At 59.1% G+C, this 18,926-nt stretch carries 19 protein-coding genes; 14 read left to right on the forward strand and 5 right to left on the reverse strand.

The annotated features are described in order from the left end of the window. Positions 1-51 precede the first annotated feature (51 nt). Positions 52-495: an RNA polymerase-binding protein DksA gene (dksA, locus tag BM026_RS19445; protein WP_058427634.1), complete on the reverse strand. Its 444-nt coding sequence runs from the start codon at positions 493-495 to the stop codon at positions 52-54. 319 nt (positions 496-814) lie between these two features. Here dksA and BM026_RS19450 point away from each other — a divergent pair, with 319 nt between their 5' ends. Continuing rightward, positions 815-1,987: a pyridoxal phosphate-dependent aminotransferase gene (locus BM026_RS19450; RefSeq protein WP_093514394.1), complete on the forward strand. Its 1,173-nt coding sequence runs from the start codon at positions 815-817 to the stop codon at positions 1,985-1,987. Then, positions 1,987-2,697, forward strand: coding sequence for a DNA/RNA nuclease SfsA (gene sfsA / locus BM026_RS19455; protein ID WP_093514395.1), 711 nt, complete (start codon positions 1,987-1,989; stop codon positions 2,695-2,697). Before BM026_RS19450 ends, sfsA begins: the two co-directional genes overlap by 1 nt. Here the strand turns inward: sfsA and BM026_RS19460 are convergent. Further along, positions 2,694-3,011 carry a Rieske (2Fe-2S) protein gene (locus BM026_RS19460; RefSeq protein WP_071490014.1) on the reverse strand — a complete coding sequence of 106 codons (318 nt, stop codon included), beginning with the start codon at positions 3,009-3,011 and terminating at the stop codon, positions 2,694-2,696. The genes sfsA and BM026_RS19460 overlap by 4 nt on opposite strands. 155 nt (positions 3,012-3,166) lie before the next feature. Here BM026_RS19460 and BM026_RS19465 point away from each other — a divergent pair, with 155 nt between their 5' ends. Genes BM026_RS19465 through BM026_RS19475 form a run of 3 tightly spaced genes read left to right on the forward strand, consistent with a single transcriptional unit; the run spans position 3,167 to position 5,846 of the window. Further along, positions 3,167-4,045, forward strand: a complete 879-nt coding sequence (locus tag BM026_RS19465) for a heme/hemin ABC transporter substrate-binding protein (RefSeq protein WP_092248415.1) — start codon at positions 3,167-3,169, stop codon at positions 4,043-4,045. After that, positions 4,042-5,079, forward strand: a complete 1,038-nt coding sequence (locus BM026_RS19470; protein ID WP_071490016.1) for a FecCD family ABC transporter permease — start codon at positions 4,042-4,044, stop codon at positions 5,077-5,079. The genes BM026_RS19465 and BM026_RS19470 overlap by 4 nt, the downstream gene beginning before the upstream one ends. Then, the gene (locus tag BM026_RS19475; RefSeq protein WP_093125991.1) at positions 5,079-5,846 is read left to right on the forward strand and encodes a heme ABC transporter ATP-binding protein; all 768 of its coding nucleotides are present in this window, start codon (positions 5,079-5,081) and stop codon (positions 5,844-5,846) included. Before BM026_RS19470 ends, BM026_RS19475 begins: the two co-directional genes overlap by 1 nt. Before the next feature lie 245 nt (positions 5,847-6,091). Here the strand turns inward: BM026_RS19475 and BM026_RS19480 are convergent, their stop codons facing one another. From BM026_RS19480 to BM026_RS19490, 3 genes are all read right to left on the reverse strand, one after another. After that, complete coding sequence (locus tag BM026_RS19480) at positions 6,092-6,364, reverse strand: TfoX/Sxy family protein (protein WP_092248424.1); 273 nt, start codon at positions 6,362-6,364, stop codon at positions 6,092-6,094. 192 nt (positions 6,365-6,556) lie between these two features. After that, positions 6,557-6,901 carry a pentapeptide repeat-containing protein gene (locus BM026_RS19485; RefSeq protein ID WP_093514396.1) on the reverse strand — a complete coding sequence of 115 codons (345 nt, stop codon included), beginning with the start codon at positions 6,899-6,901 and terminating at the stop codon, positions 6,557-6,559. A gap of 93 nt (positions 6,902-6,994) precedes the next feature. Continuing rightward, positions 6,995-8,551, reverse strand: a complete 1,557-nt coding sequence (locus BM026_RS19490) for a bifunctional aminoglycoside phosphotransferase/ATP-binding protein (protein WP_093529763.1) — start codon at positions 8,549-8,551, stop codon at positions 6,995-6,997. Positions 8,552-8,669: 118 nt separating this feature from the next. Between BM026_RS19490 and mrcB the strand changes: the two genes are divergently transcribed. From mrcB to msrQ, 9 genes are all read left to right on the forward strand, one after another. After that, a complete protein-coding gene (gene mrcB, locus BM026_RS19495; RefSeq protein WP_071490021.1) occupies positions 8,670-10,994 on the forward strand; it encodes a penicillin-binding protein 1B in 2,325 nt (774 codons plus the stop codon). 16 nt (positions 10,995-11,010) lie between these two features. Continuing rightward, entirely contained in the window at positions 11,011-11,745 is a 735-nt protein-coding gene (locus BM026_RS19500) for a tetratricopeptide repeat protein (protein WP_093126001.1), read from the forward strand. Further along, on the forward strand, positions 11,745-12,074 hold the full coding sequence (locus tag BM026_RS19505; protein ID WP_071490023.1) for a YqcC family protein: 330 nt from the start codon (positions 11,745-11,747) through the stop codon (positions 12,072-12,074). The genes BM026_RS19500 and BM026_RS19505 overlap by 1 nt, the downstream gene beginning before the upstream one ends. A 431-nt stretch (positions 12,075-12,505) precedes the next feature. Continuing rightward, positions 12,506-14,230, forward strand: a complete 1,725-nt coding sequence (locus tag BM026_RS19510) for an acetolactate synthase 3 large subunit (protein WP_071490031.1) — start codon at positions 12,506-12,508, stop codon at positions 14,228-14,230. Positions 14,231-14,232: 2 nt separating this feature from the next. Further along, positions 14,233-14,724 (forward strand): acetolactate synthase small subunit, encoded by a 492-nt coding sequence (gene ilvN / locus BM026_RS19515; RefSeq protein WP_003176102.1) that lies wholly within the window; start codon positions 14,233-14,235, stop codon positions 14,722-14,724. A gap of 47 nt (positions 14,725-14,771) precedes the next feature. Then, a complete protein-coding gene (ilvC, locus tag BM026_RS19520; RefSeq protein ID WP_003176099.1) occupies positions 14,772-15,788 on the forward strand; it encodes a ketol-acid reductoisomerase in 1,017 nt (338 codons plus the stop codon). Between the two features lie 145 nt (positions 15,789-15,933). Then, positions 15,934-16,791 (forward strand): CDP-diacylglycerol--serine O-phosphatidyltransferase, encoded by an 858-nt coding sequence (pssA, locus tag BM026_RS19525; protein ID WP_058427621.1) that lies wholly within the window; start codon positions 15,934-15,936, stop codon positions 16,789-16,791. A 63-nt stretch (positions 16,792-16,854) separates the two neighbouring features. Next, on the forward strand, positions 16,855-17,868 hold the full coding sequence (gene msrP / locus BM026_RS19530; RefSeq protein WP_093126009.1) for a protein-methionine-sulfoxide reductase catalytic subunit MsrP: 1,014 nt from the start codon (positions 16,855-16,857) through the stop codon (positions 17,866-17,868). Beyond that, positions 17,868-18,488 (forward strand): protein-methionine-sulfoxide reductase heme-binding subunit MsrQ, encoded by a 621-nt coding sequence (gene msrQ, locus BM026_RS19535; RefSeq protein ID WP_093529765.1) that lies wholly within the window; start codon positions 17,868-17,870, stop codon positions 18,486-18,488. Before msrP ends, msrQ begins: the two co-directional genes overlap by 1 nt. The last annotated feature ends 438 nt before the right edge of the window (positions 18,489-18,926 follow it).

Consider the following 18,926-nt stretch of genomic DNA (forward strand, 5'->3'; position numbering starts at 1 on the left):
CAGAAACAAAAATGGGGCGTTCGCACGCCCCATTCGTTCAGCTCGGCTGGATTACTTGCCGACCTGTTTTTCCTTGATTTCGGCCAAGGTCTTGCAGTCTACGCAGAGGTCTGCGGTTGGGCGGGCTTCCAGGCGACGAATACCAATCTCGACACCGCAGGATTCGCACCAGCCGTATTCTTCGTCCTTGATCAGCTGCAGCGTCTTGTCGATCTTCTTGATCAACTTGCGCTCGCGATCACGGGCGCGCAGTTCCAGGGCGAATTCTTCTTCCTGGCTCGCGCGGTCGGCCGGGTCAGGGAAGTTGGCTGCTTCGTCCTTCATATGGTCAACCGTACGGTCGACTTCCTGCATCAAGTCCTGTTTCCACTTGTTCAGGATCTTGGTGAAGTGCTCGCGCATGGGCTCGCCCATGTACTCCTCACCTTTCGTCTCTACGTAAGGTTCGAAGCCGTTGAGGCCTTGAGTCTGCTGTTGCTTTGCTTGGGTGGACATGAATAGACCGCCTCTCACTCTTCTAATCCATTGCGCAGGATTGCAACGTCACCGACACCTGCCGGCCCTGCGGCTGCAAGCGGGCGAACTTACCAGATAGATTCGGGGTGCGCCACTCCCGGTTGTCGAGGCCCACCGCAAAGGGGTTGCAAACTGCGACTGCCCGCCATTGCTGGGTATGTGTTGCCTCGAATGTAGATTTTAGTCGGTTTGCACGCGCTTGCCCGGACTGCACATGCCGCCGGGCAGGCAATAGAACATGTTTTACGGCGCGGGTTCGGTAGAATCCAGATTTTGTCCTCACCGTTAAGGAAGGCTAATGGCCCAGCCCTACAGTGCGCGCAGTCGCGCCATCGAACCTTTTCATGTCATGGCATTGCTGGCGCGGGCCAATGAGCTGCAGGCCGCCGGCCATGATGTGATCCACCTGGAAATCGGCGAGCCGGATTTCACCACCGCCGAGCCGATCATCCAGGCCGGCCAGGCGGCATTGGCCAATGGTAAGACCCGTTACACTGCAGCCCGTGGCCTGCCAGAGCTACGCGAAGCCATCAGCGGTTTTTATCAGCAGCGTTACGGCTTGAACGTGGATCCCGAGCGCATTCTTATCACTCCTGGCGGGTCCGGCGCGTTGCTGCTGGCCAGCAGCCTGCTGGTGGACCCGGGCAAGCATTGGCTGCTCGCAGACCCTGGTTACCCTTGCAATCGCCACTTCCTGCGCCTGGTAGAGGGCGCGGCGCAACTGGTGCCGGTAGGCCCGGAGGTGCGCTATCAGTTGACCGCCGACCTGGTGGCCAGGCACTGGGATCAGGACAGTGTGGGCGCGCTGGTGGCCTCGCCAGCCAACCCGACGGGGACGATCCTCACCCGTGGCGAATTGGCCGGGCTTTCTGCGGCCATCAAGGCGCGCAACGGCCACCTTGTGGTGGATGAGATCTACCATGGCCTCACTTACGGCACCGACGCAGCCAGCGTGCTGGAAGTCGACGACGACGCCTTCGTCCTCAATAGTTTTTCCAAGTATTTCGGCATGACCGGCTGGCGCCTGGGATGGCTGGTTGCACCCCCGGCGGCAGTGGGCGAGTTGGAGAAGTTGGCGCAAAACCTCTACATCAGTGCTCCCAGCATGGCCCAACACGCGGCGCTGGCGTGTTTCACCCCACAGACCCTGAGCATTCTCGAAGAGCGCCGTGCCGAATTCGGTCGCCGTCGCGATTTCCTGTTGCCCGCCCTGCGCGAGCTGGGGTTTGGCATCGCCGTTGAGCCGGAGGGGGCGTTCTATTTGTACGCCGATATCAGCGCATTTGGCGGTGATGCCTTCGCATTTTGCCGCCATTTTCTCGAAACCGAGCATGTGGCTTTTACGCCTGGCTTGGACTTTGGCCGCTACCAGGCCGGTCATCATGTGCGTTTTGCCTACACGCAGAACCTCGATCGGCTACAAGAAGCGGTGGAGCGGATCGCCCGTGGTCTGCGGAGCTGGCAAGGCTGATGCGCTTTAATCCTCCCCTTGAAGAAGCGCGACTGATTCGCCGCTACAAGCGTTTTCTCACCGATATCGAGACCGTTACCGGCGAGTTGCTGACCATTCACTGCCCCAACACGGGCTCAATGCTCAATTGCATGGTGGAAGGTGGGCAGGTCTGGTTCAGCCGCTCCAATGACCCCAAGCGCAAATTGCCCGGCACCTGGGAAATCGCCGAGACGCCTCAGGGCCGCTTGGCCTGTGTGAACACGGCGCGGGCCAATCAATTGGTCGAGGAGGCGCTGCATGCAGGGGGGATCACTGAGCTCAATGGCTTTACCGCGTTGAAACGCGAAGTGCCTTACGGCCAGGAGAAAAGCCGCATCGACTTTCGCCTGGATTATCCCGACGGCGCGGCCTATGTCGAAGTCAAAAGTGTGACCCTGGGCTATGACGGCTCTGCGGTTGCGGCGTTTCCCGACGCGGTGACCCAGCGCGGCGCCAAGCATTTGCGTGAGCTGGCGCACCTGGCGCGGGAGGGTGTGCGCGCGGTGCAGCTGTACTGCGTCAATCTCTCGGGGATTGAGGCTGTGCGACCGGCGGTGGAAATCGACCCCGGTTATGCCGCAGCCCTGCGTGAAGCCAAGGCGGCAGGGGTGGAAGTGCTGGCGTATGGCGTGCGTGTGACCTGCGAAGAAATCTGTGTAGGCCGGCGCCTGGACGTGCTGCTCGACTAGAGTTCCACCCATAGGCCTTGAGCGTCTTCGCAGCCGCGCAGGGCGGTCAGGCTCTGCCCGGCGCAAGGGCCGGCGATGCATTCGCCATTCTCGATCAGGAACAGGGCGCCGTGAGTCGCACACTGGATCAGGCTGGCGCTGTCGTCGAGAAACTGGTCGGGTTGCCATTCCAGTGGAATGCCACGATGGGGGCAACGGTTGATGTAGAAGTACGCAACGCCGTCGCGACGCACGGCCAGCAGCTTGCACCCGTCGATATCAAAACCGAGGCTGCTGTTGGGCGCGAGTGCGGTGGAGGGGCAGAGAAACTTCATTTCACTCCTTAAGTGCCTTGACGTTCAAATGCAAACAATTATCAAATGCCGGCTCGCCCGTCAGCTGACCGGGCGCTCAATACGATGCCAGACGGGCGTTTGCTGTCACATCAATGAGTGCTTGAGCGGCCCTGCCCTTGGAAGGAAACCCTGTTATGCGACTGAGTACCAGCGCTATTGCGCTCGTTGTCGGACTGCTGGTCAACCACGGGGCGCAAGCCTCTGAACTGCCACAACGCTGGGTGAGTGCCGGTGGGGCGCTGTCGGAATGGGTGACGGCCCTGGGCGGCGAGTCGAAACTGGTCGGGGTGGACACTACCAGCCAGCATCCCGAGTCCCTCAAGGCGTTGCCGAGCATTGGTTATCAGCGGCAATTGTCGGCGGAAGGCATTTTAAGTCTGCGCCCGCAGGTGCTGGTCGGCACCGAAGAAATGGGGCCGCCGCCGGTGCTGGCGCAGATTCGCAGTGCAGGCGTGCAGGTGGAAATGTTCTCGGCGCAGCCGGACCTGCCAACGTTGAAAGACAATCTTCAACACCTGGGTAAGTTGCTGGGCAGCGAGGCCAAGGCCACCGAATTGTTTACCGGATATGAGCAGGCGCTGGATCAGCAGAAACGCTGGGTGACCAAGGCCCAGTCCACGCAAAAGGCGCCAGGCGTGTTGTTGTTGCTCGGGCATGCAGGCGGCAAGCCGCTGATCGCGGGCAAAGACACGGCGGCCGACTGGATGTTGCAACAGGCGGGCGGGCGCAATCTGGCGGTCCATGAAGGTTACAAGCCGTTTTCGGTGGAGTCGTTGGCGGGCTTGAGCCCGGATGTACTGGTGTTTGCTGACCGTGCCTTGACCGCAGACGCAGCGCGTGCGGCACTGTTCAAGGAAAACCCGATCCTGGCGTCCACGCCGGCGGCCAAGAGCGGGCGAGTGTTTGAGGTCGATCCCACCCTGTTGGTCGGCGGACTTGGGCCGCGTATGCCGCAAAGCCTCGCGGACCTGTCTGCCGGGTTTTACCCGTCCCAGGCCAAACCAGCCCCATGACCACTCCGGTAAAACCGAAAACGCTGTTTGTTGGGTTGGCGTTGTTGTGTGTCTTGGCGATCTGGCTTTCGCTGGCGCTGGGGCCAGTCAGCTTGCCTCTGTTGGATACGCTCAAAGCCGCCTTGCGCTTGATGGGGCTGCCGATTGAGCCCCAAGGGCTGGAGCAGGCTGAGCTGATCCTGGGGCAGATCCGTTTGCCACGCACGCTGCTGGGCTTGGCTGTCGGCGGGGTATTGGCCTTGTCGGGGGTGGCGATGCAGGGGTTGTTCCGCAATCCTCTGGCGGATCCAGGTTTGGTCGGGGTCTCCAGCGGTGCTGCGCTGGGGGCGGCGGTGGCGATTGTCGGTGGTTCGTTTTTCGGTGGTTTGCCGGATGCCGTTGGACCTTACCTGTTGTCACTTTGCGCATTCCTGGGAGGGCTGGGTGTGACGGCACTGGTATATCGCTTGGGGCGGCGCAACGGCCAGACCAACGTCGCGACGATGCTGCTCGCGGGCATTGCCCTTACGGCTCTCGCCGGTTCGGCGGTGGGCCTGTTCACCTATCTGGCCGACGACGCCACCTTGCGCACCCTGACATTTTGGAACCTGGGCAGTCTCAACGGCGCCAGCTATTCGCGGTTATGGCCGCTGTTGCTCGTGAGCGCGGGTGTGGCGCTGTGGTTGCCGCGCCGGGCCAAGGCGTTGAATGCCCTGTTGCTCGGTGAGTCGGAGGCCAGTCATCTCGGCATCGATGTGGAACGGCTCAAGCGCGAGTTGGTGTTGTGCACGGCGCTGGGCGTGGGGGCGGCGGTTGCCGCAGCGGGCATGATCGGTTTCGTGGGGCTGGTGGTGCCGCATCTGGTGCGCTTGTTGGCGGGGCCGGATCATCGTGTGCTGTTACCGGCATCGGTCTTCGCGGGTGCGAGCCTTTTGTTGTTTGCCGATCTGGTCGCACGGCTTGCCTTGGCACCGGCTGAGTTGCCGATCGGTATCGTTACAGCGTTTATCGGTGCGCCGTTCTTTCTTTTCCTGTTGTTGCGGGGGCGTGCCTGATGCTTCGTGTGGAAGACCTGCACATCCGTCGCGGGCGCAAAACCGTATTGGCAGATATCACACTCGACCTGTTGCCGGGTGAAGTGCTCGGCGTGTTGGGCCCCAATGGTGCAGGCAAAAGTACGCTGCTCGGTGCGTTGTGCGGCGAGTTGCATCCCGACCAAGGCACAGTGTGCCTGGATCAACGTCCTTTGCAGGCGTGGAGTGGGGCACGACGAGCACAGCGCCTGGCGGTATTGCCGCAAAGCTCGACGTTGGACTTCGCTTTCCGTGTCGAAGAGGTTGTCGGCATGGGCCGCTTGCCTCATCAGACCGGGCGCGTGCGCGATGACGAGATCATCGAGGCGGCCTTGCAGGCGGCTGACGTCGGGCACTTGAGCGGTCGCAGCTACCTGGCGTTGTCCGGTGGCGAGCGCCAGCGGGTGCACCTGGCGCGCGTGCTTGCACAATTATGGCCAGGTGAAGCGGGGCAGACGTTGTTATTGGATGAGCCGACGTCAATGCTGGACCCTTTGCATCAACACACGACCTTGCAGGCCATTCGTACCTTCGCCGATCGTGGGGCGGCGGTGCTGGTGATCCTTCATGACTTGAACCTCGCAGCCCGTTACTGTGACCGTATTCTGTTGCTGGAGGCGGGGCGTCCGCATGCCTTGGATACGCCGGCGCAAGTGATGCAGCCTGAGCCCCTGAAAGCTGTTTTTGGTCTGGATGTGCTTGTGCAGGCTCATCCCGAGCGTGGGCATCCTCTGATCATTGCGCGCTGAATTCGACTTTTCCATAGGCAAAAAAAGACCCGGCAAAAGCCGGGTCAAATAACCGTGATTAGCCTGATGAGGAGATAATCTGAGAGTCCGAACCAATGGTCTTTCAGTTATCGGCTGATCTCGCGACCAGTTGTGATAATCATAACGATTCTCATTTGAGAGTCAACCTTTGTTTTCTCGGTGTCTTGGGGTTTTCTCAAACGCCCGTTCGGAATGTCTATAAACAGGGGGGCCTGATAGTCGATCTAATTCTTTTGGCGCGTTGAAAGAGCGTCGAGTTGACGGTTCAGCGCTTCCTTGCGCTCGGCAGGAATGTCATTCCAGTGCACGTCCATCAATGCCCCTTCGATGGCATACAGCAGCACTTTCGATGCACGAAACCCGCGCGTTCGCACGGCCCGGTAGGCATCAACCGCACCCAGGCGACGCAAGTCGGACGCGCTGTGGATGCCCACCGCATGCAGCCACTGTGCTGATGTCTTGCCAAGGTTTTTCAGGTGTTGCAGCTCATCGTTCATCAAGCCTCCTTGCGACGGCCGAATGGTGCGGTGGGTATGTGACCAGGCAAGCCTGAACAGAAGTGTAGCGGTCAGTAGGAAAAGCGTAGTTCTTTAGTCGGAAACGGCCTAAAGACGTATAAGCATGACCAGGTCAGGCAGGCGGGAAGTCCCCGGCACGCCTGCGCGAAACCGGGGCGGAAGCAGAGGGTTTCAGCGAGTGCGATAGCGCAGGCGTGTGCCGAAATTGACCGACATGAGAATCTCGTCAGCGCTCAGTTCGGGCGGGAAGTATGTGCCGGAAATCTGCGCGTGGGCCAGGCTGGCGCCCTCCAGCGGGCAGTCGCGCAGGTCCAGCCCGCGTAAATCGGCAGATCGGAAATAGGCGTCGGTAAAGTCCACGCCTGCCGTGTCCAGTTCGCGCAGATCCAGCCCACGGAAGTCGCCACCGCGCATGTCGATGGCACCGTCTTTTGGACGTTCCCGGTTGAAGCCTCGCACATCGTCTTTATGCAGGAGCGAGTAAAGCGGCGTATCAAGAAGCTTGGGCTGACTCATGACGGCAACTCCCGTTGGATGTATGGCGCCATTATAGTGCCACTATTGCTTGGTCGCGTGGCCCAAGTAGGCGACACGACCAAGAAATTTTTCTTACAGGCCCGGCAGGCGCTGGCGGATATGCGCCACCAGTGCATCGAGGGTCCCGCTTTCATTGGTCTCGACGCGCTTGCTGAGGAGCAACTCCTCAGCGGTGAGTGGCTCGCGATTGGCTTGCTGTTCTTTGATAACAGTCAGTGTCGCGTCGGAAGGGTCGTTGTTGTCCTCCTGACGTTGCGCCAGCCAACTGGCGATAACTGCTTGTGGGGCGTTGCAATCCAGAATCAGGAAAGGCGCACCCGTGGCTTCGGCAACAGTGGCGGCCGCATCGCGTTGTTCACGTTTCAGGAAGGTCGCATCCAGCACGACCGGGTAGCCGGCGCGCAGCACGGTATCGGCGATTTCATTCAGGCGTGCGTAGGTCGCAGCACTGGCGTCGGCCGCATAGATACCGGCCTGTGGTGTGTTTTCCACGTGCTGCTCGCCAAACAGGCGCTTGCGCTCCACGTCCGATCGCAGGCGCACGGCACCCAGTGCCTCCACCAGGCGCATGGCCACATGGCTTTTACCGACAGCCGAAACGCCGTGGGTAATGGCCAGGAAGCGCGATGGAATGGTGCTGTAGCTTTCCGCCAGGTTGGCATAGTTGCGGTATTGGCGCAGAGTCGTGGCGCGCTGCACCGGGCTGGCTTCGCTCGGCATGCTGAACAGCGCGATCTTGGCGCGGACCAGGGCGCGATAGGCTTTGTAGAAGTTCAGCACTTCCAGGCCCTGATAGTCACCGGTCAATTCCAGATACTGGCTGATGAAGCGGCGTGCCAGGGACTTGAGTCCACGGTCTTCCAGGTCCATGGCCAGGAAGCCGGTATCGGCGTACACATCGGTGAAACGGAAGGGCTCGTTGAATTCGATGCAATCGAAGATCACCACGTGGCCGTCGATCAACGTTGCATTACCCAGGTGAATATCACCGTGGCATTCGCGGGTGAAGCCGTCCAGCTTGCGCTGGGAAAACAGTGGCTTGAGACGCTCGAAGCTGCTTTCGGCCCAGGCCTGCAGGGCTTCCAGCTGGGTCAGGTCAGTCTTGTCGCTGAGGAATGGACGGATCTGGTCGAAGTTCTGGCGAACCGGCGCCATTACCTCATCCGGCGTGCCGGCCGGGTGTTCCTGCGGCACTTTCGGTGCGCAGAGGTGGAAGTGCGCGATCTGCTTGGCCATCTCATCGATGTGTGCGCTGGTCAATTCGCCGTTGGCTTGCAGGGTGCTGAGCAGTTGGCTCTGCGGAAACTGGCGCATTTTCAGTGCGTATTCGATCACCGGGCCATCGCCACCCAACTGCGGGGCTTCGGCTGTGCCGGTGATCGGCAACACTTCAAGATACAAATCTTCGGTCAGACGCTGATTGAGGCGCAGCTCTTCGTTACAGAAGTGGCCGCGCTTTTCCAGGTCGGTAAAATCCAGAAATCCGAAGTTCATCGGCTTTTTCAGCTTATAGGCGTAAGGACCGGTCAGTACGACCCAGGAAATATGGGTCTCGATGACTTGGAACGCTTCAACCGGATGGGGGTATAAAGCCGGATTTTGCAGGGCAGCGATCAGGGACTGGCTCACGGGCGATCCTTCAGAGTCTGGGGAAAAGCATGGCGGGCATTATGGCTGCTGCGACCGCTTGTGCAAACCGCTGTCCGGCTCATGTTGATCATCAATAAAGTGCGTATAATCCGCCGCCATGACTCGAACCCGATCTCCCCGTTCCCGTAAAAAACCTCCTTCCCGTGGCCTGCGCCCCTGGCTTGGCTGGGCGCTCAAGCTTGGCCTGGTAGGCCTTGTGGTGCTTGCCGGCTTTGCGGTCTACCTCGACGCTGTGGTGCAGGAGAAGTTCTCCGGCAAACGCTGGACCATTCCGGCCAAGGTGTACGCGCGCCCGCTGGAATTGTTCGCAGGCCAGAAGCTGAGCAAGGATGACTTCCTGACCGAACTCGACGCCTTGGGCTATCGTCGTGAGCCCGTGAGCAACGGTCCGGGTGCAGCGGCTGTCAGCGGAAATACCGTCGACCTGAACACCCGTGGCTTCCAATTCTATGAAGGCCTCGAAAAAGCCCAGCCGGTGCGTGTGCGTTTCTCCGGCGATTACGTCGCCGAGTTGTCGTCCCTCAATGGCTCGAAGCTGCCTGTGGTTCGCCTGGAGCCGCTGATGATCGGCGGCATTTACCCGAAGAACCTTGAAGATCGCATCCTGATCAAACTTGATCAGGTGCCGCCTTACCTGCTGGAAACCCTGGTAGCCGTTGAAGACCGTGATTTTTACCATCACTGGGGGGTCTCGCCGAAGTCGATCGCCCGCGCAGTCTGGGTGAATACGTCCGGCGGCAAGATGACCCAGGGCGGCAGTACGCTGACGCAACAATTGGTCAAGAACTTCTACCTGACCAACGAACGCAGCCTGACCCGCAAGCTCACCGAAGCCATGATGGCGATGCTGTTGGAGTTGCATTACAGCAAGCAGGAAATCCTCGAGGCGTACCTCAACGAAGTATTCGTCGGCCAGGACGGTCAGCGCGCGGTGCATGGTTTCGGTCTGGCCAGCCAATTCTTCTTTGGCCAGCCGCTGTCCGAACTGAAGCTGCACCAGGTTGCGTTGCTGGTGGGCATGGTCAAGGGGCCTTCCTACTACAACCCGCGTCGCAACCCCGAGCGTGCGCTGGAGCGTCGCAACCTGGTGCTGGATGTTCTAGAGCAGCAAGGTGTTGCCACCGCCGAACAAGTTGCCGCCGCGAAGAAAATGCCACTGGGTGTCACCACCCGCGGCAAGTTGGCAGACAGCTCCTTCCCGGGCTTTATCGACCTGGTCAAGCGCCAGTTGCGTGAAGACTACCGTGACGAAGACTTGACCGAAGAAGGCCTGCGGATCTTCACCAGTTTCGATCCGATCCTGCAGATGAAAGCCGAAGCGTCGGTCAATGACACGTTCAAGCGAATGACCGGCCGCAAAGGCGCGGATGAAGTCGAAGCGGCCATGGTCGTGACCAACCCGGAAACCGGTGAGGTCCAGGCCCTGGTCGGCAGCCGCCTGGCCAGCTTCGCCGGTTTCAACCGCGCCCTGGATGCCGTGCGACCTATTGGTTCGTTGGTCAAGCCGGCGGTCTACCTCACGGCCCTGGAAAAACCGAGCAAGTACACCCTGACCAGTTGGCTGTCTGACGACCCGCTGTCAGTAAAAGGCGCTGACGGGCAGGTGTGGACGCCACAGAACTTCGATCGCCGTTCTCATGGGACAGTGTTCCTGTACCAAGGGTTGGCGCACTCCTACAACATCTCCACTTCGCGTCTCGGCCTCGAAGTGGGAGTGCCGAATGTCCTGAAGACCCTCGCGCGCCTGGGCATTACGCGTGAGTTCCCGGCATTTCCATCGATCCTGCTGGGTGCCGGCGCAATGACCCCAATGGAAGTCGCGACGATGTACCAGACCCTGGCCAACGGTGGTTTCAATACGCCGATGCGCGGGATCCGAAGCGTGCTGACGGCTGAAGGCGAGCCGCTCAAGCGTTATCCGTTCCAGATCCAGCAGCGTTTCGATGCGGGCTCCATCTACTTGATCCAGAACGCCATGCAGCGTGTGATGCGTGAGGGTACTGGTAGTTCGGTCTATAAGGTGCTGCCGTCCAACCTGACACTGGCGGGTAAGACCGGTACCAGTAACGATTCGCGCGACAGTTGGTTTGCGGGTTTTGGCCAGGATGTGCTGGCGGTGGTTTGGATGGGGCGTGACGACAACGGCAAGACACCGTTCACCGGTGCCACCGGTGCGCTGCAGGTCTGGACCAGTTTCATGCGCAAGGCCGACCCGCTGCCGTTGAACATGCCGCAGCCGGACAACATCGTGCAGGCCTGGATCGATCCGCACACCGGGCAGGGGTCCGATGCCAACTGTCCGGGCGCGGTGCAGATGCCGTATATTCGCGGCAGCGAACCGCCACCCGGCGCCGCATGCGGTGGCAGTGCCCCTGCTGACGCGGAATCGGTGATGGATTGGGTCAAGGGCTGGATGAATTAAGCAAAGAGGGTTTCAAGTGAACAAGTGGTGGATTCCAGCTATTACAGCTCTGGCTTTGCTCAATGGTTGCGCCAGCGTGCAGCGCGGCTCCATTCCCGTGGTGGACTCGAGCACGACCGTGTCCAATAACGACCGGATCTCGGCCAACGGCGGGTTCCGCCAGACCGTGACCAACCGTCCCGCCCAGGCCAAGCCGCAAGCTGTGCCGCAGGATTCAGGTGTGGTGGTGATGGTGCCGGGTGGTGGCGCAGCGACGTCGGCGCCGATCAGCGCCGAGCCGTGGACCCCGGGGCCAAGCACCTCCGGTCCGATTGACGCGACCCCGATTCAGACGGCCCCGATCAACCAGGGCACCTACAACATGCCATCCACCCCGAGCGGCATTCCATCGTCCTCCAGCGCCGGCGGCCTGTCGGCTGACGAGCAATTGGATGGCCCGGTACTGGCCTTGCTGACCACTGCACAGCAGCAGCAGGCGAGTGGCGACCTGAATGGTGCGTCGTCGAGTCTCGAGCGCGCCCAGCGCGTTGCGCCGCGTGAACCGCAAGTGCTGTATCGCCTGGCCCAGGTGCGCATGGCCCAGGGCGATGCGCCGCAGGCCGAGCAATTCGCGCGTCGTGGCCTGACCTTGGCCAATGGTCGTCCCGACCTGCAAGCCAGCCTGTGGGCCTTGATTGGTGACGCGCGCGCCGCACAAGGCGACGCCGCCGGTGCCGCCCAGGCGCGCCAGAAAGCCAAGGTCAGTCTCTGATGGATGCACGGTTTCCCGCGATTGCCGAACAGTTATTGCTGATCGAGCGAGAGTTGCGTGTGCAGGGCTGGTGGGACGAGGTGTCCCCCAGCGTCGAGGCGCTCAGCAGTGTCGAACCCTTTTCGGTGGACACCCTGGACTTTCACCAGTGGCTGCAATGGATATTCCTGGTACGCATGAAGCAGATCCTCGAACAGGACCTGCCGCTGCCCAATGCGTCGGGCATTCTGGAAATGGCCGAGATGGTCTACGCCGATCGCCCGCTGGAAAGCCTTGGCTTACGCAATGCGCTGAAAAAGTTCGATCAACTGATCGTCGACGCTCGTTAATTGCCTGACTGCCGGCTTTTTCGGCAGTCTTGCGCATATTTCTACCGCTTGACGACATTCAGGCGAGTTTTATCCCTCCTCAAAGCCCTTTCTTCTACGTTCTCATGCGCTTAGTTGGAAAAAAGCGCAATTATTGCTTGACTTGAAGGGCCTGAAACAGAAGAATCCAAAGTCCGCTGTATCGGGACTGCCAGAAGCAGGCCCGCTCAGCAGATCATGAGGCGCACATCCGCGCCGACCTGTTACACCCGCAACGCGTTACCTCGCGCTGGGTGGGAAAAGCCCGCAACACTTGGGACGATCCCAATACTTGCTCAGTCAGTGCTGACGTAGTCGGCGACCACCGTCGCTCATGCTCTGTTGAGAAGTAAACCTATTAAGACCCGTCGGTTTTCAACGGACGGTATTCTGGCGTTTTAGAGGTGAACAACGTGGAGCTTTTATCTGGCGGTGAGATGCTCGTCCGCTTTTTGCGTGACGAAGGCGTCGACTATATCTACGGGTACCCAGGTGGTGCTCTGCTGCATGTTTACGACGCACTGTTCAAGGAACCGGCTGTTACCCACATCCTGGTTCGCCACGAACAGGCCGCGACCCATATGGCTGACGGTTATGCCCGTGCCACCGGTAAAGCCGGCGTGGTACTGGTAACGTCCGGCCCTGGCGCAACCAATGCCATCACCGGCATCGCGACTGCGTATATGGACTCTATCCCGATGGTGGTCATTTCCGGCCAGGTGCCCAGCACCATGGTGGGGACCGATGCATTCCAGGAAACCGACATGATCGGTATCTCCCGGCCGATCGTGAAACACAGCTTCATGATCAAGCATCCTTCGGAAATCCCGGAAGTCATGAAAAAGGCCTTCTACCTCGCACAGTCCGGTCGTCCGGGTCCTGTGGTGGTCGATATCCCCAAGGACATGACCAACCCGGCCGAAAAATTCGAATACATCTTCCCGAAGAAAGCCAAGCTGCGCTCCTACAGCCCGGCGGTCCGCGGGCACTCGGGGCAAATCCGCAAGGCGGCAGAAATGCTGTTGGCGGCCAAGCGCCCAGTGCTGTACTCGGGGGGGGGGGTGATCCTGGGCGGCGGTTCTGCACAGCTGACCGAACTGGCCAAGCTGCTCAACCTGCCGGTCACCAACACCCTGATGGGCCTCGGCGCCTTCCCGGGTACGGACCGTCAGTTCGTCGGGATGCTCGGCATGCACGGCAGCTACACCGCCAACCTGACCATGCACCATGCCGACGTGATCCTGGCCGTGGGTGCGCGGTTCGATGACCGTGTGATCAACGGTGCGAGCAAGTTCTGCCCGAATGCCAAGATCATCCATATCGACATCGACCCGGCGTCCATCTCCAAGACCATCAAGGCCGACGTGCCGATCGTAGGTCCTGTTGAAAGCGTGTTGACCGAAATGGTTGCCGCGCTCAAGGACATCGGCGAGGCGCCGAACAAGGAATCCGTTGCCAGCTGGTGGAAGCAGATCGACGAATGGCGCGGTGATCGCGGCCTGTTCCCTTACGACAAGGGTGACGGCAGCATCATCAAGCCACAAACCGTGATCGAGACCCTGTGCGAAGTGACCAAGGGCGACGCCTTTGTGACCTCCGACGTGGGCCAGCACCAGATGTTCGCCGCGCAGTACTACAAGTTCGACAAGCCTAACCGCTGGATCAACTCCGGTGGCCTGGGCACGATGGGCTTTGGTTTTCCTGCGGCCATGGGCGTGAAACTGAGCTTCCCCGACACCGACGTCGCGTGCGTCACCGGTGAAGGCAGCATTCAGATGAATATCCAGGAACTGTCGACGTGCCTGCAGTACGGCCTTCCCGTGAAGATCGTCTGCCTGAACAACGGCGTGCTGGGCATGGTTCGTCAATGGCAGGACATGAGCTACAACAGCCGTCACTCCCATTCCTACATGGAGTCGTTGCCGGATTTCGTAAAATTGGTTGAAGCCTATGGCCACGTCGGCATTCGCATCACTGATTTGAAAGATCTGAAGCCGAAGATGGAAGAGGCGTTCGCCATGAAGGACCGCCTGGTATTCATCGATATTCAGGTGGATACCAGCGAGCACGTCTACCCGATGCAGATCAAGGACGGCTCTATGCGCGACATGTGGCTGAACAAGACGGAGCGTACTTAATCATGCGGCACATTATCTCCCTGCTTCTGGAGAACGAACCCGGCGCTCTGTCTCGTGTTGTCGGCCTGTTTTCGCAGCGTAACTACAACATCGAAAGCCTGACCGTGGCTCCGACCGAAGACCCGACCCTGTCGCGTCTGACGTTGACCACTGTGGGCCACGATGAGGTGATCGAGCAGATTACCAAGAACCTCAACAAGCTGATCGAAGTGGTCAAGCTGGTCGACCTGTCGGAGAGTGCCCACATCGAGCGCGAGCTGATGCTGGTTAAAGTCAAGGCTACGGGTGCCCAACGTGCCGAGATCAAGCGCACGACCGACATCTATCGCGGGCAGATCGTCGATGTGAGCGCCAGCGTTTATACCGTTCAACTGACCGGTACAAGCGACAAGCTGGACAGCTTCATCCAGTCGATCGGGACGGCCTCGATTCTGGAAACGGTACGCAGTGGTGTCACCGGGATTGCCCGTGGCGACAAAGTACTCAGCATCTAACCCAAATTAGCGAATGGCCTTACGGCCTGGATATATAGAGGAACCTCATGAAAGTTTATTACGATAAAGATTGTGACCTGTCGATCATCCAGGGCAAGAAAGTCGCCATCATCGGCTACGGTTCCCAGGGCCACGCTCAAGCGTGCAACTTGAAAGATTCCGGCGTTGACGTGACCGTTGGTCTGCGCAAAGGCTCGGCCACTGTTGCCAAGGCTGAAGCCCACGGCCTGAAAGTGACTGACGTCGCTTCCGCTGTTGCTGCTGCCGACCTGGTCATGATCCTGACCCCGGACGAGTTCCAGTCCGCGCTGTACAAGAACGAAATCGAGCCGAACATCAAGAAGGGCGCCACCCTGGCCTTCTCCCACGGCTTCGCGATCCACTACAACCAGGTCGTGCCACGCGCCGACCTGGACGTGATCATGATCGCGCCAAAAGCGCCGGGTCACACTGTACGTTCCGAGTTCGTCAAGGGCGGCGGTATTCCTGACCTGATCGCGATCTACCAGGACGCATCGGGCAACGCCAAGAACGTGGCACTGTCCTACGCCGCTGGCGTGGGTGGCGGTCGTACCGGCATCATCGAAACCACCTTCAAGGACGAGACTGAAACCGACCTGTTCGGCGAGCAAGCCGTACTGTGCGGTGGTACCGTCGAATTGGTAAAAGCCGGTTTCGAAACCCTGGTTGAAGCTGGCTACGCGCCGGAAATGGCCTACTTCGAATGCCTGCATGAACTGAAGCTGATCGTTGACCTCATGTACGAAGGCGGTATCGCCAACATGAACTACTCGATCTCCAACAACGCCGAATACGGCGAGTACGTGACTGGCCCGGAAGTGATCAACGCCGAGTCCCGTCAGGCCATGCGCAACGCCCTGAAACGTATTCAGGACGGCGAATACGCCAAAATGTTCATCAGCGAAGGTGCTACCGGCTACCCTTCGATGACCGCCAAGCGTCGTAATAACGCCGCTCACGGTATCGAAGTCATCGGCGAGCAACTGCGTTCCATGATGCCGTGGATCGGTGCCAACAAGATCGTCGACAAAGCCAAGAACTAAGTCGTACGTATCAAGGGAAAACGCGGCCTAGGCCGCGTTTTTTCGTTTGGGCGGCGGGTTCTGGTATAAAGCTGCATCGTTTGCGGGCGAACACTCGCCGCAAGTATCTGTCGAACTTTTTTCACACCGTTGCAAGGTAAAGTCCATGAGCGAACGTCCCGAAGAGCCAAGCCAGGCTCCTGACGCCGAAAGCCTGCTGCCGATCGATGAACATGTCGAAGAAGGGCATGACGCGGAAGGTCGCAAGGTCCGGCATCGTGGCATCTATCTTCTGCCCAACCTGTTCACCACGGCGAACCTGTTTGCCGGGTTCTATTCCATCATCAATTCCATGAGCGCGCAGAGTGCTCTGGCGGCGGGTGATGCGGCGAGTGCCAGCAAGTATTTCGGTTTTGCTGCCATCGCAATCTTCGTGGCCATGGTGCTCGACGGCCTTGATGGCCGTGTGGCGCGCATGACCAACACACAAAGCGCCTTCGGTGCCGAGTACGACTCGCTGTCGGACATGGTTGCGTTTGGTGTCGCCCCCGCGTTGCTGGCGTTTGCCTGGGCGTTGGGTGATATGGGTAAGGTTGGCTGGATGGTTGCCTTCATCTATGTCGCCGGTGCTGCCCTGCGCCTGGCGCGCTTCAACACCCAGGTTGGGACCGCCGACAAGCGTTACTTCATCGGTCTGGCCAGCCCTGCTGCTGCGGGTGTGGTGGCAGGTATCGTCTGGGCTTTCAGTGATTACGGCATCCAGGGTTCGAAAATGTCGTTCCTGGTGGCCTTGATGGTGGCCGCTGCCGGCATGCTGATGGTCAGCAACATCAAGTACAACAGCTTCAAGGAACTGGACTTGAAGGGGCGTGTACCTTTCGTGGCAATTCTGGCGGTAGTGCTGGTATTTGCCGTGGTGTTCAGTGATCCACCGCGCATCCTGTTGCTGGCGTTCCTGGTGTACGCCGCTTCGGGGCCGGTTCAATACCTGCTGCATCTGCGCCGCGACAAAACATTGCCTTAATGTAATTTCCCCCATACTCCGCAGTCTATTGGTGCATCAGTCCTCCAATGCTGCGGAGTTGCCATGTTAATCAAATTACCCAAAGCGTCCGATTGCCACGAGTCGGATGTCACGCCTGAATCCTTCTATTTCTCTCGCCGTAGCTTGCTCGGTGGTGCGCTTGCCGGCATTGCAGCCAGTAGCTTGCCGCGTTGGGCCAGTGCTGACGAGGCCTCGCGTTATGCCGATGTTGAAGCGGGCAAGGCGCCTGGCTGGTTTACCGAGAAACTGCCAGGCACAAAATGGCAGGCCATCACGGTGAAGGACGAGGCGATCACGCCTTTCAAAGACGCTACGCACTACAACAACTTCTATGAGTTCGGTACAGGTAAGGGGGACCCGGCCACGAATGCCGGTTCACTCAAGACCGAGCCGTGGAGCGTTGTCATTGATGGTGAGGTTGCCAAGCCAGGCCGTTATGCCCTGGAGGACTTCATCAAGCCCTATCAGTTGGAAGAGCGGATCTACCGTCTGCGCTGTGTAGAGGCCTGGTCGATGGTTATTCCATGGATCGGTTTTCCCATCTCGGCGCTGCTCAAGCAAGTTGAGCCGACTTCGAAGGCCAAATACATCCGTTTTGAAACCCTCCAGGATCCCAAGAGTATGCCGGGGCAGCGTTCGAGTTTTGGCTTGATCGATTGGCCTTATGTGGAGGGCTTGCGTCTGGATGAGGCGATGAATCCTCTGGCGATCCTGGCGGTGGGTATGTATGGGCGTGAGTTGCCCAATCAGAATGGTGCGCCGCTGCGCCTGGTGGTGCCTTGGAAGTACGGCTTCAAGAGTGTGAAGTCGATTGTACGGATCAGTCTCGTGAGTGAGCAGCCGAAAACCACGTGGCAGAGCATTGCTGCTGACGAGTATGGGTTTTACGCGAACGTGAACCCTACGGTCGATCATCCACGTTGGACCCAGGCGCGGGAGCGTCGTCTGCCGAGTGGGCTGTTCAGCCCTAATGTACGTGAGACTCAGATGTTCAATGGGTACTCGGATGAGGTGGCTTCTCTTTATACCGGTCTCGATCTGCGGAAGAACTACTGATGCGTTACCCGATCTGGCGTGTTGGCGTCTTTATCGCAGCGGCGATTTGGCCGCTCTTCTGGCTCTATGAAGCGTGGAGTTCTGCTCTCGGGCCGGATCCGGGCAAGGTATTGGTGGATCGGCTGGGGCTCGGCACGTTGATTCTGTTACTGATTACCCTGGCAATGACACCGCTGCAGAAGCTCAGCGGTTGGGCGGGGTGGATAGCGGTGCGTCGGCAACTGGGGTTGTGGTGCTTTGCCTACGTTGTGCTGCATCTGGCGGCTTATTGTGTATTTGTGCTTGGGCTGGATTGGTCGCAGCTGGGGGTGGAGTTGCGCAAACGGCCCTACATTATTGTCGGGGCGCTGGGTTTTATTTCCCTGTTGGTTTTGGCGGTGACGTCGAATCGTTACAGTCAGCGTCGGTTGGGGGGGCGTTGGAAGAAGCTGCATCGCTTGGTGTACGTAGTTCTTGGGCTGGGTTTGCTGCATATGTTGTGGATCGTGCGAGCGGACCTCAAAGAGTGGGCTATCTATGCTTCTGTAGGTGCGTTGCTGTTGGTGCTACGGATACCGCCCGTAATGCGGCGAATCCCACGGCTTATTGCGAAAAAACCACTTTCTGCAACAAAAACGTAATTAAGGGTTGACGGCAGATTCTGGAAGTCTATAATTCGCCCCACTTCCGACGCAGTCGAAACGGAAAACTCCTTGTTAAACAAAGAGTTACGCAGAATTCGACAGCAACTTGCTTCAGTTCATCGAAGCCCAGAAGCAGTTGATAGGGCAGTGTTGTCTGGCTCTATTAACGTTTCGATCTTCTCGGTCGAAAGCGGAGAAAAAGAGGTGTTGACAGCAGCGTGTAACGCTGTAGAATTCGCCTCCCGCTAACGAGAGATCGGAAGCGCAAGTGGTTGAAGTTGTTGAAGAAATCTTCGAAAACTTCTGAAAATAATCACTTGACAGCAAATGAGGCTGCTGTAGAATGCGCGCCTCGGTTGAGGCGAAAGATCTTAACCAACCGCTCTTTAACAACTGAATCAAGCAATTCGTGTGGGTGCTTGTTGAGTCAGACTG

The sequence above is a fragment of the Pseudomonas sp. NFPP24 genome (genome assembly GCF_900112095.1).
Taxonomy (GTDB): Bacteria; Pseudomonadota; Gammaproteobacteria; order Pseudomonadales; family Pseudomonadaceae; genus Aquipseudomonas; species Aquipseudomonas extremorientalis.